Here is a 13355-nt window from a genome sequence, read left to right as displayed (position 1 = left end):
GATCGCAGGAGGAAGAGATGGCACAGGGAAACTCAGTATCGCTCTCGTCGAAGCTCGGACCTGAGGAGCGAGCAGCCGCGATCGCCCGGCTCAAGGAGCGCGAGCTCGACGTCCTCGTCGTTGGCGGCGGCATCGTCGGCAGCGGAGCCGCCCTCGACGCGGCCACCCGCGGCCTCAGCACCGGACTCCTCGAAGCCCGCGACTGGGCGTCGGGCACCTCGAGCCGCTCGTCGAAGCTCGTGCACGGCGGCATCCGCTACCTCGAGCAGCTCGACTTCCGCCTCGTCCGCGAGGCGCTGATCGAGCGAGGCCTGCTGCTCCAGCGCCTCGCACCGCACCTCGTCAAGCCGGTGCGCTTCCTCTACCCGCTCAACCACCGGGTGTGGGAGCGCGCGTACATCGGCGCCGGCATGCTGCTCTATGACATCTTCAGCTGGTCCGGCGGACGCCCGCCCGGCGTTCCGCACCACCGACACCTCAGCAAGCGCCAGATGCTGCGCGCCATGCCGAGCCTCGCGGGCGACGCCTTCGTCGGCGGGCTCACCTACTACGACGCCCAGGTCGACGACGCCCGCTACGTCGCGATGCTCGCCCGCACCGCCTCCTCGTACGGTGCGCACGTGGCGAGTCGCGTCCGCGTCGAGGGCTTCATCAAGGTCGGGGAGCGCGTCGTCGGCGTGCACGCCCACGACCTCGAGACCGGCGAGAAGTTCGACGTCCGCGCCAAGCAGGTCGTCAACGCGACCGGCGTCTGGACCGACGAGACGCAGGCGATGGTCGGCGAGCGCGGCCAGTTCAAGGTCCGCGCCTCGAAGGGCATCCACCTCGTCGTCCCGCGCGACCGCTTCCAGTCGACGACCGGCGTGATCCTGCGCACCGAGAAGAGCGTCCTCTTCGTCATCCCTTGGGGCCGTCACTGGATCATCGGCACGACCGACACCGACTGGCACCTCGACAAGGCGCACCCCGCCGCCACCGCCGCGGACATCGACTACGTGCTCGAGCACGTCAACAAGATCCTCGCCGTGCCCCTCACCCGTGAGGACGTCGAGGGCGTCTACGCGGGCCTCCGCCCCCTGCTCGCCGGTGAGTCGGAGCAGACGTCGAAGCTGTCGCGCGAGCACCTCGTCGCCCACTCGGTGCCGGGACTCGTGGTGATCGCGGGCGGCAAGTGGACGACGTACCGCGTGATGGCGAAGGACGCCATCGACGCGGCCGTGTCGGCGCTCGACGGCAAGATCCCCGAGTCGACGACGCAGGACATCGCGCTGCTCGGCGCCGAGGGCTACCAGGCGGCGTGGAACAAGCGCCGCAAGATCGCCCGCGCCTTCGGAGTGCACACCGTGCGCATCGAGCACCTGCTGAATCGGTACGGCGTGCTCACCGACGAGATCCTCGACCTCATCAAGGCGCGTCCCGAGCTCGCGGAGCCGCTGCCCGACGCTGACGACTACATCAAGGCCGAGGTCGTCTACGCGGCGACGCACGAGGGCGCCCTGCACCTCGAAGACGTCCTCGCGCGCCGCACCCGAATCTCCATCGAGGCGTGGGACCGCGGTGTCTCCGCCGCCCCGGTCGCCGCGGCCCTCATGGCCGAAGTGCTCGGCTGGGACGAGGCGCAGACCGAGCGCGAGGTCAACACGTACCTGAAGCGCGTGCAGGCCGAGCGCGAGAGCCAGCTGCAGCCGGACGACGAGTCGGCCGACCGGGTGCGTCTCGAGGCGCCCGACATCGTCGCGACGGCGTGAGCCGTTGAGCGAGCAGGACCTGCCGCGGCCCCGGCTGCGCGACGAGGGCTTCCGACGCACCCTCCTCGGGGTGATGCGGAGGCCCTCCTCCCTGCTCCTGCTGCTGCTCGCCATCGTGCTCGCGGTCGGCTTCTCGTTGCTCGGCCAGTGGCAGCTGGCCCGCGCGTTCGAGAACGGCGCCGTCGTCGAGAGCGAGTCGGAGCATCCGATCGCGATCGAGAGCATCCTCGAACCGCAGGTGCAGACCCCGTCGGATGCGGTGGGTCAGCTGATCGCCGCCGACGGCGAGTGGGTCGCCGATGACTTCGCCCTGCTCGAAGGGCGGCTCAACGACGGCGCGTCGGGCTGGTGGGTCATCGGACACTTCCTCGTCGAGAACGGCAACTCGCTCGCGGTCGGACTCGGTTGGACCGACGACGAGGACGTGGCAGTCGACGAGTTGGCACGCTTCGCCGCCGACCCCTCGACCCTTCCGACCTCCCTCGACGGCCGCTACCAGCAGAGCGAGCAGCCGAGTGTCGATGAGGAGGCGGAGCCGTCCGACCCGGTGACGCAGATGGCGGTGCCCGCGCTCGTCAACGAATGGACGGACGCCGGACCGGTGTACGCCGGCTATCTCACCCTGCTTGAGGCGCCCGACGGGCTGACGCCGATCTACTCGCCCGCCCCCGAGCGTCAGGTGCAGCTGAACTTCCTCAACCTCTTCTACACGATCGAATGGATCGTCTTCGCCGTCATCGCGCTGTACATCTGGTACCGCCACATGCGCGACATCGCCGAGCGCGAGACAGAACGGGAGAGCGAGCGGGCAGGGCCCGAGTCGGCCGCTTCAGGGCAGGATGCGCGCAGCGACGCCCCGACCGACGAGGCGTTCGACCGGGCCTAGAATTGCTGCCATGCCGAGAGAGCCGCGGAGCGCCGACTTCCCGAAGATCCGCGGAACGCTCGCCGTCTACCGGGTCCTCGCCTATGCGACCGGTGTCTTCCTCCTCGTCCTCGTCGTCGAGATCGTCCTCAAGTACATCTACGGGCTCGAGCTGCAGGGCGGGGGAGGAGCGTTCCTGTCCTTCGTGCCCGCGGGGTCGATCGACACGGCGAACGCGGTCAATGCGAGCCTCATCATCCAGATCACCCACGGCTACCTGTACCTGGCGTACCTCGTGAGCGACTTCGTGCTGATCACCTTCATGCGCTGGCCGATCACCCGCTTCATCGTCATCGCGCTCGGCGGCGTCGTGCCGCTGCTGTCGTTCTTCGTCGAGCGTCGCGTGCACCGCGAGGTGAAGGGCTACCTCGCCGCGCGCGAGGCCGGCCCGGCGTCGGCATCTTCTGTCCCCACGGCTTCGGAGGCATCCCATCAGTAATCCCAGCGACGGCATCTCGACGAACGACTCGGCGGCGGATCTCGCCCCCACCGAGAGTGCGGCCTCCGGCACCGATGCCCGCCCGGTGCTCGTCGTCGACTTCGGCGCCCAGTACGCGCAGCTCATCGCGCGCCGTGTCCGCGAGGCGAACGTGTACTCCGAGATCGTGCCGCACAGCGTCACCGCCGCCGAGATCGCGGCGAAGAACCCGGTCGGCATCGTGCTGAGCGGCGGCCCCTCCTCCGTCTACGAAGAGGGATCGCCGAACCTCGACCCCGGCATCCTCGAACTCGGAGTACCGGTGCTCGGCATCTGCTACGGCTTCCAGGTCATGGCGCAGCAGCTCGGCGGCGAGGTCGCCCACACCGGCAAGCGCGAGTACGGCTCCACCGACCTCACGGTGAGCGGCGCCGGCGGAGTGCTCCTCGACGGGCAGCCGGCCGAGCAGACCGTGTGGATGAGCCACGGCGATTCGGTCGCGAAGGCCCCCGCCGGTTTCGACGTGCTCGCGAGCAGCGGATCGACCCCCGTCGCGGCGTTCGCGAGCGACGAGCGCAAGCTCTACGGCGTGCAGTGGCACCCCGAGGTGAAGCACTCGTCCTTCGGACAGCAGGTGCTCGAGAACTTCCTGCACCGCGCCGCAGGCATCCCCGACGACTGGAACCCGGGCAACGTCATCGCCGAGCAGGTCGAGCGCATCCGCGCCCAGATCGGCGATGCGAAGGTCATCTGCGGACTTTCGGGCGGAGTCGACTCCGCCGTCGCGGCCGCGCTCGTGCAGCGCGCCGTCGGCGACCAGCTCACCTGCGTCTTCGTCGACCACGGCCTGCTCCGCAAGGACGAGGCGCGTCAGGTCGAAGAGGACTACGTCGCCGCGACCGGTGTCCGGCTCGTCACCGTCGACGCCGCCGACCAGTTCCTCGATGCGCTCGCCGGAGTCTCCGACCCGGAGCAGAAGCGCAAGATCATCGGACGCGAGTTCATCCGCACGTTCGAGAACGCGGCCGAAGCGCTCGTGCTCGAGGCGAAGTCCGAGGGCGAGAGCATCAAGTTCCTCGTGCAGGGCACCCTCTACCCGGACGTGGTCGAGTCGGGCGGCGGCACCGGCACGGCGAACATCAAGAGCCACCACAACGTGGGCGGGCTCCCCGACGACCTCATGTTCGAGCTCGTCGAGCCGCTGCGCACCCTGTTCAAGGACGAGGTCCGCGCGATCGGACGCGAGCTCGGTCTGCCCGAGGTCATCGTCGCCCGCCAGCCGTTCCCAGGCCCCGGTCTCGGCATCCGCATCGTCGGCGAGGTGACGCGCGAGCGTCTCGACCTGCTGCGCGACGCCGACGCCATCGCCCGTGAGGAGCTCACCGCGGCGGGGCTCGACACCGAGATCTGGCAGTGCCCCGTCGTGCTGCTCGCCGATGTGCGCAGTGTGGGCGTGCAGGGCGACGGTCGCACCTACGGCCACCCGATCGTGCTGCGTCCGGTGTCGAGCGAGGACGCCATGACCGCCGATTGGACCCGTCTGCCCTACGACGTGTTGGCGAAGGTCTCGAACCGCATCACGAACGAGGTGTCGGGCGTCAACCGCGTCGTGCTCGACGTGACGTCGAAGCCGCCGGGAACCATCGAGTGGGAGTGATCCGCTCCCGATGACCTCACCCCCGCGGTCCTGGGATTGCCGTGCGGAACTCGTTCCATGGGATGCGACCCACACGGCATGGGTGTTCGCCGCGTTGCCTCAGCAGGTCTCCGATGAGATCGACGCGGCGGCGGTGGTCAAGGGCGGTTTCGGGTCGGTGAAGGTCGTTGTCGGTCTCGGCGCGCACACGTGGTCGACCTCAGTCTTCCCCGACTCGGGTCGCGCCTGCTATGTGTTGCCTGTGAAGAAGGCCATCCGCACGGCCGAGGGTCTCGAACTCGGCGATGTCGTCAATCTGCGCATCGACCTGGCGAACTGAGCCGTTCGGGCGAGAACGTGCGTTCCGGGCATGTGGTCCCGCCGCAACGTGCGTTCCTGCCCGCAATATCCGATCTCGGACTGGGAAGGAGAAGGGGCGGTTCTGGCGAACCGCCCCTTCCGTTCTGTGACCGCTTAGGCGTGCTGGCGGCGGCGCACGATGACCGCCGCGGCTCCCGCAGCCATCAGCACGAGCGCGATGGCGAGGTAGGGCAGCGCCGCAAGCCCGGTGCTGGCGATGTCCGACGCCGGCGAACCGCTACCGGTGGGCGAGCCGTTGCCGGTCGGGATGGTGCCGCCCGAGACGGGAGCGCCGTCGGCCGTCACGGAGTAGGCGACCGTGATGACCTTGCCTGTGCGGTTGGGGGTGAGAGTGACGGTGTAGTCGCCGGGCGTCGTCGGCGCGGTGCCGGTCAGCGTCGTCGTCCCGTAGATCAGGTCCGCCTTCGCCGGGGCGACGGTTCCTCCGGTGCTGGTCGTCGGGCTCAGCTGACGGTCTCCGGCGAATCCTGCGGCGTCGATCTCGAACGCCTCGCCCGGGGCGAGCACGGTCGGTGAACTGTCACCGCTGTTCCCGACGAGCGTGCCGGACGCGGCGGCGCTCAGGGCGGCGACGTCGCGGTTGAGCTCGAGGGCCCCGGTGATCGTGAAGAAGTTGTCCGTCTGGTCGGTGAGCCCGACGATGTTCGCCGCGCCCGGCCCGTATCCGGCGATGCGCAGCTGGGATCCGGTGTGCTGCTGCGATCCGCCGGGTGCCGCGGTGCCGTACGAGATCTTCATGACGGTGCCGTCGCCGACGGTGGTCAGCGCGGTCGACAGTCCGGGAGGCGTCGAGTCGACGATCTGGCTCGTGTGCGAGTGGTCGGCGGTCACGATGACGAGGGTCTCGCCGTCGGCCTGCGCGAAGTCGAGGGCGGCCTGAACCGCCTCGTCCAGGTCGAGGGTCTCACCGATCTGGCCGCACGCGTCGGCGCCGTGGTCGCGCTTGTCGATGCTCGCGCCTTCGACCTGAAGGAAGAAGCCGTTCTCGGATGCCGGGTCGTCGAGAAGATCGATGGCCTTGGTCGTGAGGTTCGCGAGGTTGAGGTCCGAGCTGAGCGCGTCAGGGTTGGGCGAGCATGTGGTCGGCGTGTCCGCGCCGCCCACGGTCGCGGTGGTCGACGCGAAACGGGTCGGGAAGTTGCCATCGGCGAACAGGCCGAGCACCGGCTGATCCTGGCTGGCGGTCGTCACGGCGGCGAGCCCGGCCGCGTCGTCCACGACCTGGAAGCCCCGGTCGGCCGCCTGGTCGAGCAACGAGTCGCCCTGCCACGGACCGGCCTTGGCAAGCTGGGCGAACGACGCGGCGCCGCCACCCATCGTCAGGTCGGCGCGGGTGTCGAGCAGCTGCTCGCTGATCGAGCCCAGACCGCCGGCCTCGAGCGCGTCGCTGCCGCAGGAGGTGCTGTCGGGTCCGTAGCAGGAGCGGGCCGCGACGTGTGCACCCATCACCGCGGGGGTGGCGTCCTGGATCTCCGAGGTCGTCACGTTGCCGGTGCGCATCCCGTTGGCCTTGGCGATCTCGACGATGTTGTCGCGTGCGGCGTTGCGGATGTCGACACCCACTGCGTTGTCGAACGTCTTCGTGCCGGTCGCCCAGCCCGTGCCCGTTGCCGCGGAGTCGGGCACGTAGTCGGCCTTGCCGGCATTCGGGGTGCCGTCGCGGTAGAGGGAGTACGTCGTGTACTGGCCGGTCAGCGGCAGCGCGTCGATGCCGGGCAGCTCGCCGCCCGCGCCGTACTGGTAGTTGCGGGCGATGGTGATCTCGGAGTCGCCCATGCCGTCGCCGATCAGGAGGATGACGTTCTTGGCCGGGCCGGTCTGGATGGAGTCGAGGAGTAGCTGCTCGGCCTGCGACTCGTCGTGACGGGTCGACCCGCCGACCTCGTCGGGGGCGGCGAAGGCGGCCGGCGCGGTGATTCCTGAGAACAGGATCGCCACACCCGCGCCCGCAGCAGCGAGCTTGATGGAGTGCTTCATGAAAGGAAGTCCTTCGGTTTGGGGGGCCCCACCCAGTGAGTGGGTGATCCCCAGCCAACGCCCTCGTGCCGCGCAATGGTGTGAATGAGACCGATACGGTCGGTGAACGACGGGACTCCACTGCGCGTGTCGCGGCTCGGTTCGCCGCCGCGGTCGCGCCGAACGCGCGGTATGACGCGGAAAAGGGGTCAGGACGCGAAAAGAAGGGGCGGCCCGAGGGCCGCCCCTTCTCTCACTCCGCGCTCACTCGCGCGTGAGGGCGAAGATGCGCAGGAACTCGACATACAGCCACACGACGGTGACCATGATGCCGAAGCCCGCCTGCCAGCCGAACTTGCGAGGGGCGCCCGACTCGACGCCGCGCTTCACGAAATCGAAGTCGAGGACCAGCGAGTAGGAGGCGAGCAGCACCGCGAGAGCACCGATGATGACGCCCAACGGGATGCCGAACACTTCGTTCGAGAGGATGCCGAAGGGGCCGCCCGCGATGGGCGCGTTGAAGAGCATCATGCCGAGGTTGATCAGCGAGAAGGCGCCATAGGCGACGATCGCGACGAGGAAGATCTTCGTCGCCTTCGCCGAGGCGCGGACCTTGCCGCTCGCGAACAGAGCGAGCACGACGCCCACGGTGACGAGGGTCGCGATCACGGCCTGGACGACGACGCCCGGCCAGATGAGATCGAACATCGCCGAGATGCCTCCGACGAAGAGACCCTCGAAGGCCGCGTAAGCGAAGATCAGGCCGGCCGACGGCTGCTTCTTGAAGCTGTTCACCAGGCCGAGGACGAGTCCGCCGATGAGGCCGAGGATCATCAGGGCGGGGATGAACCAGCCGACGGCGGCGGTGACGAGCAGGACGGCGAAGAGGCCGACCGTCTTGACGATCGTGTCCTCGTAGCTCATGCGGTCGGTCTGGTCGGGGGTGGCCGACGGGCGCGCATAGAGCTCGTCGAGCTCCTGCGCCGACGCGTTCACCGCTCCGTCGACGCCGCGGCCGTTGAAGGCGGGGCTGTTGGCGAATGCCGGGTTGGACAGGGCCATGACTCCTCTTATTCTCTCGCGGGACTCTCCCGCCGAGCGAGAATGACAACGGTTCCAATTTAGCGATATCCAGCTTGTATTTGGCTATGACACCGGCTCCGAGCTGCTGCGTTCTCTCAGAGCGATAGACCGCGCCGCCCACGCGCAGAGCACGGCGACCGCGAAGACGCCGATGAACAACCCGAGTTTGGGCACGAAGGCGCCGAACAGGACGAGGGCGACGGCGGTGCAGAGGGCAGGCAGCGGCACGAGGACGTAGGTGATGCCGGGCCGCTCGCGGACGAGCAACCAGAGGGCGAGAGGGATCGCGGTCAGCCACACCAGTGGCGGGCCGATGAGCATCAGCACGAACGACAGCAGGCTCGCGGGTGCGGCGATGCTCCGCCGACCGCCGCGGGCGGGGAGGATCACCCAACCCGAGAAGTGGACGACCGCGCCGAGCCATCCGAGCGTCGTCGTGTAGGCCGTGGTCTGCACGATGAGCAGCGCACCGACCGCGAGCAGGATCCCGCCCGCGACGAGTCGTGACCGGTAGCCGCCCCAGCGCAGCGGGAGGCGGAGCGTCGGCTCGCGCCAGACCGGCGGCGGGGGAGGTGTCACCCGATCACCGTATCCGGCCCGCGCACGGGGCCGATGTCCGAGGTTCGTCTTAGACTCGTACCCCTCATGAGCAACACTGTCGAGACCGATTCCCCCCTCCTCGACGGACTCAATCCGCAGCAGCGCGAGGCCGTGCTCTACCGGGGCCAGGCGTTGCTGATCGTCGCGGGTGCCGGGTCCGGCAAGACGAGTGTGCTCACCCGTCGGGTCGCCGGACTGCTCGAGAGTCGTGAGGCGTATCCGAGCCAGATCCTCGCCATCACCTTCACCAACAAGGCCGCCGCCGAGATGCGCGAGCGCGTGAAGCACCTCGTCGGCCGGGCCGCCGACGGCATGTGGATCTCGACCTTCCACTCCGCGTGCGTGCGCATCCTCCGCCGCGAAGCCGAGCAGTTCGGCTACAGCAAGAACTTCACCATCTACGACTCGGGCGACTCGCGGGCCCTGCTGAAGCGCATCATCAAGCAGCGCGAAGCCGATGTCCTCGGCTTCACCGTTCCGTCGACCGCGGCGAAGATCTCGAAGCTCAAGAACGAGCTCGCCGACGCCGACAGCTACTCGCGGCAGGCGAACTTCAACGACCCCAACGAGGTCATGTTCGTGCAGATCTTCCGCGACTACGCGCGGGAGCTCTCGGCGGCGAACGCCTTCGACTTCGACGACCTGATCGCGCAGACGGTGTTCCTGTTCCGCGCCTTCCCCCACGTGGCGGCCGAATACCAGAAGCGGTTCCGGCACATCCTCGTCGACGAGTACCAGGACACCAACCACGCCCAGTACTCCCTGATCCGCGAACTCACGAAACCGCCGCAGGACGTCGACGCCGGTCTGTTCGCCTCGACCGAGGGCGCGTCGCTGACGGTCGTCGGCGACTCCGACCAGTCGATCTACGCCTTCCGCGGCGCCGACATCCGCAACATCGTCGAATTCGAACGCGATTTCCCGGGGGCCCGAGTGGTGCTGCTCGAGCAGAACTACCGGTCGACCCAGAACATCCTCAGTGCGGCCAACGCGGTCATCTCGAACAATTTCGATCGCAAGGCCAAGAATCTGTGGACCGCCGTCGGCGACGGCGAGAAGATCGTCGGCTACACCGGATACACGGGGCACGACGAGGCGCAATTCGTGGCCGACGAGATCCAGCGTCTGCGCGAAGGCGGAACCGCCTACCAGGACATGGCCGTCTTCTACCGCACCAATTCGCAGACCCGTGCGCTCGAAGAAATCTTCATCCGCTCCGCCATCCCCTACCGCGTCGTCGGCGGCACGAAGTTCTACGAGCGCGCCGAGATCAAGGACGCCATGGCGTACCTCGTCTCGGTCGCGAACCCCGCCGACACCCTCGCCGTGCGCCGCATCCTCAACACCCCGAAGCGCGGCATCGGCCCCGCCACCGAGACCTCCATCGCGACCTTCGCCGAGAACAACGGAATGACCTTCCGCGAGGCGCTGCGGTACGCGACCGAGCTGGGTCTCGGCCCGAAGGTGCGGGGATCGATCGCCGAGCTGTCCGACCTCCTCGACGAGGCGACCGTGCTCTCCGAGACCCGCGCCGACGGATCGGGGGTGCCCGAGGTGCTGGGGCTGCTGCTCACGAAGAGCGGCTACATCGACGCTCTCCGGGCCTCGCGCGACCCGCAGGACGAGGCGCGCGCCGAGAACATCGAAGAGCTCATCGCCGTGACGAAGGAGTTCCAGCGGAGCAACCCCGAGGGCACCCTGCTCGACTTCCTGACCGAGGTCTCCCTCGTCGCCGCCGCCGACGAGCTCGACGACAACTCCGGCTCCGTCTCGCTGATGACGCTGCATACCGCGAAGGGCCTCGAGTTCGACGCCGTCTTCCTGACCGGCGTTGAAGAGGACCTGCTGCCGCACCGCATGTCCGCGGGGGAGCCGGGCGGTCCCGCCGAGGAGCGGCGACTCTTCTACGTCGGCATCACCCGCGCCCGCAAGCGCTTGTTCATCTCGCTGGCCATGACGCGTGCACAATACGGCGACGTGTCGGTGGCGCTGCCGAGTCGGTACCTCCAGGAGATCCCCGCCGAGCTGATCGATTGGAAGCAGTCGCCCGGCATGGCGACGAGCCGTGGCGGCACCCAGCCGCGCGCGCTCAACGCGAGACGCGACGGGTACGGCGGCTCGTACAGCGTGCCGGCGTCGCGGGGAACGCAGCGCGACAAGCCGAAGACCGAGTGGGCCAACCGGGTCACCGGTCAGATGCGCGACAACTCGTCGCTGGAGCTGGCGGCCGGCGACCGCATCCGGCACGTCGACTTCGGCGACGGCAACGTGCTCGCCGTCACCGGCGAAGGGGCGAAGCGCATCGCAGAGGTGCAGTTCGACACGGCGGGACGCAAGCGTCTGCTGATCAAGGTCGCGCCCATCGAGAAGGTCTGATGGCGTCGACCGTCGAGATCAGGCCGTTCCGGGCGGCCGAGACCGACGAGGTCGTCGCGCTGTGGACCGAGTGCGGCCTGGTGCGCCCGTGGAACGATCCGCGAAAGGACATCGCACGCAAGGCGTCGGTGCAACCCGAGCTCTTCCTCGTGGCGGTCGAGGGCGACCGGCTCGTCGGCACCGCGATGGCGGGATACGACGGCCACCGCGGCTGGCTCTATTACGTGGCGGTGAAGCCCGACGCGAGCGGTCGCGGAATAGGTCGCGCCTTGGTCTTCGACGCGGAGGCGAAATTACTCGCGCTCGGCTGCCCGAAGATCAACATCCTCGTCCGCGACGGAAATGTCGCCGCGGCCGAATTCTGGTCGCGTCTCGGCTACACGGCCGACGCGTCGGCGTCGCTCGGACGCCGACTCGTCGACGACTGAGCCGGCCGGACGACTGACCTGGTCAGCCGTTCGCGCGGGCGTACGCCTCTTGGATCTCCTTGGAGATGCGGCCGCGGGTGGCGACGTCGTGTCCGTGCGCCTTCGCCCATTCGCGGATGTCCTGCAGCTTGTCGCGGCTGTTCGACGACGATGAGCTGGAGCGCACACGGGGACGCGGAGCGGAATGCACGGAACGTGCTTTCTCGATGTACGGCTCGAGAGCCGCATAGAGCTTTTCGGTGTTCTCGCCGGACAGGTCGATCTCGTAGGACTTGCCCTCGATCGTGAAACCGATGGTTCCGCCCGTTCCGTCGGTGATGACGGCACCGTCGAGATCGTCGATGACCTGAACTGTCACTTTCTGAGCCATGACTGTTGAGCCTTCCTGTATTCGCCGCGCAAGAGAAATGCGCTTCGCAAAACAGTAGTGCGGCGGCGGTAGGAAAAGCGAATTAGTGTCATCACCCATTGACAATTCATGATTTCGCATTTTCGGACGAAGGCGTCGCAGGACGGTGTGCGGGCCGCCCATCGGGCTGGCAACGGGCCCGGAGCCGCGCGGAGTAGGATGCGATTGCCCGTTTCTCGGCCGAAGATCACTCGACGCCGAGCCAGCAAGAACCCGGAAGAGGATCGTGGATCTTTACGAGTACCAGGCCCGTGACATGTTCGAGAGTTACGGGGTTCCCGTACTCCCCGGCATCGTCGCCGACAACCCCGACGAGGTCCGCGCGGCCGCTGAGAAGCTCGGCGGGACGGTCGTCGTCAAGGCGCAGGTCAAGACCGGTGGCCGCGGCAAGGCCGGCGGCGTGAAGGTCGCCCACAACCCGACCGATGCCGCGCAGGCCGCCGAAGCGATCCTCGGCCTCGACATCAAGGGCCACATCGTGCGCCGCGTGATGGTCGCCGCCGGCGCCCGCATCGCCCAGGAGTTCTACTTCTCGGTGCTGCTCGACCGCGCCAACCGCTCCTACCTCTCGCTCGCGAGCGTCGAGGGCGGCATGGAGATCGAGCAGCTCGCCGTGGAGAAGCCCGAAGCCCTCGCCCGCATCGAGATCGACCCGGTGGCCGGTATCGACGCCGAGAAGGCCCGCGAGATCGCGACCGCCGCCGGCTTCCCCGAGGACCTCCTCGACCGCGTTTCGCCGGTCATCGAGCGTCTCTGGTGGGTCTATCGCGACGAGGACGCCACGCTCGTCGAGGTCAACCCGCTCGTGCTCACCGAATCGGGCGAGATCATCGCGCTCGACGGCAAGATCACCCTCGACGAGAACGCCGAGTTCCGTCACGAGAACCACGCCGCGCTCGCCGAGGCCGGCGACATCGACCCGCTCGAGGCGAAGGCCAAGGAGAGCGACCTCAACTACGTGAAGCTCGACGGCGAGGTCGGCATCATCGGAAACGGGGCAGGGCTCGTCATGTCGACCCTCGACGTCGTCTCCTACGCCGGTGAGAAGCACGGCGGCGTGAAGCCCGCCAACTTCCTCGACATCGGCGGCGGCGCCTCCGCCGAGGTGATGGCCGCGGGTCTCGACGTGATCCTCGGCGACCCGCAGGTGAAGAGCGTCTTCGTCAACGTCTTCGGCGGCATCACCGCGTGCGACGCCGTCGCGAACGGCATCGTCGGTGCCCTCGGCAAGCTGGGCGACTCCGCGACCAAGCCGCTCGTCGTGCGTCTCGACGGCAACAACGTCGAGGAGGGGCGTCAGATCCTCGCCGACGCGGCGCACCCGCTCGTCACCGTCGTCGACACCATGGATGACGCCGCCGACAAGGCCGCCGAGCTGGCCGCGGCCTGAGCGTC

Annotated in this window: 12 protein-coding genes; 8 read left to right on the top strand and 4 right to left on the bottom strand. The window is 68.4% G+C overall.

All coding sequences use genetic code 11. The features are described from left to right. Positions 1 to 17 precede the first annotated feature (17 nt). The 5 genes from NGH83_RS13025 to NGH83_RS13005 are packed head-to-tail and all read left to right on the top strand — an operon-like array spanning position 18 to position 5067. A complete protein-coding gene (locus tag NGH83_RS13025; protein ID WP_251856682.1) occupies positions 18 to 1748 on the top strand; it encodes a glycerol-3-phosphate dehydrogenase/oxidase in 1731 nt (576 codons plus the stop codon). Positions 1749 to 1752: 4 nt separating this feature from the next. After that, complete coding sequence (locus NGH83_RS13020) at positions 1753 to 2634, top strand: SURF1 family protein (protein WP_251856681.1); 882 nt, start codon at positions 1753 to 1755, stop codon at positions 2632 to 2634. 10 nt (positions 2635 to 2644) lie between these two features. Then, positions 2645 to 3112, top strand: a complete 468-nt coding sequence (locus tag NGH83_RS13015) for a DUF3817 domain-containing protein (RefSeq protein ID WP_251856680.1) — start codon at positions 2645 to 2647, stop codon at positions 3110 to 3112. Between the two features lie 13 nt (positions 3113 to 3125). Continuing rightward, a complete protein-coding gene (gene guaA / locus NGH83_RS13010; protein WP_371872801.1) occupies positions 3126 to 4748 on the top strand; it encodes a glutamine-hydrolyzing GMP synthase in 1623 nt (540 codons plus the stop codon). A gap of 10 nt (positions 4749 to 4758) precedes the next feature. Next, positions 4759 to 5067 carry a DUF1905 domain-containing protein gene (locus NGH83_RS13005; RefSeq protein WP_251856678.1) on the top strand — a complete coding sequence of 103 codons (309 nt, stop codon included), beginning with the start codon at positions 4759 to 4761 and terminating at the stop codon, positions 5065 to 5067. Between the two features lie 134 nt (positions 5068 to 5201). Here NGH83_RS13005 and phoA read toward each other — a convergent pair whose 3' ends face one another. From phoA to NGH83_RS12990, 3 genes are all read right to left on the bottom strand, one after another. Beyond that, positions 5202 to 7085 carry an alkaline phosphatase gene (phoA, locus tag NGH83_RS13000; RefSeq protein WP_251856677.1) on the bottom strand — a complete coding sequence of 628 codons (1884 nt, stop codon included), beginning with the start codon at positions 7083 to 7085 and terminating at the stop codon, positions 5202 to 5204. Between the two features lie 243 nt (positions 7086 to 7328). Next, complete coding sequence (locus NGH83_RS12995) at positions 7329 to 8126, bottom strand: Bax inhibitor-1/YccA family protein (RefSeq protein ID WP_251856676.1); 798 nt, start codon at positions 8124 to 8126, stop codon at positions 7329 to 7331. Between the two features lie 84 nt (positions 8127 to 8210). Further along, complete coding sequence (locus tag NGH83_RS12990) at positions 8211 to 8726, bottom strand: hypothetical protein (RefSeq protein ID WP_251856675.1); 516 nt, start codon at positions 8724 to 8726, stop codon at positions 8211 to 8213. 66 nt (positions 8727 to 8792) lie between these two features. On the opposite strand from NGH83_RS12990, the gene NGH83_RS12985 reads away from it, so the two are divergent. Then, the gene (locus NGH83_RS12985) at positions 8793 to 11123 is read left to right on the top strand and encodes an ATP-dependent helicase (protein ID WP_251856674.1); all 2331 of its coding nucleotides are present in this window, start codon (positions 8793 to 8795) and stop codon (positions 11121 to 11123) included. Then, positions 11123 to 11551, top strand: coding sequence for a GNAT family acetyltransferase (locus tag NGH83_RS12980; RefSeq protein ID WP_251856673.1), 429 nt, complete (start codon positions 11123 to 11125; stop codon positions 11549 to 11551). Before NGH83_RS12985 ends, NGH83_RS12980 begins: the two co-directional genes overlap by 1 nt. 22 nt (positions 11552 to 11573) lie before the next feature. Here NGH83_RS12980 and NGH83_RS12975 read toward each other — a convergent pair whose 3' ends face one another. Continuing rightward, positions 11574 to 11921 (bottom strand): Lsr2 family protein, encoded by a 348-nt coding sequence (locus tag NGH83_RS12975; protein WP_251856672.1) that lies wholly within the window; start codon positions 11919 to 11921, stop codon positions 11574 to 11576. A gap of 265 nt (positions 11922 to 12186) precedes the next feature. On the opposite strand from NGH83_RS12975, the gene sucC reads away from it, so the two are divergent. Next, positions 12187 to 13350 carry an ADP-forming succinate--CoA ligase subunit beta gene (gene sucC, locus NGH83_RS12970; RefSeq protein ID WP_251856671.1) on the top strand — a complete coding sequence of 388 codons (1164 nt, stop codon included), beginning with the start codon at positions 12187 to 12189 and terminating at the stop codon, positions 13348 to 13350. Positions 13351 to 13355: the final 5 nt, after the last annotated feature.

The organism is Herbiconiux sp. L3-i23, from assembly GCF_023734115.1.
Lineage (GTDB): Bacteria > Actinomycetota > Actinomycetes > Actinomycetales > Microbacteriaceae > Naasia.
The sequence above is the reverse complement of the archived record's forward strand: the minus strand, read 5'-3'. Positions and strand labels throughout refer to the sequence as shown.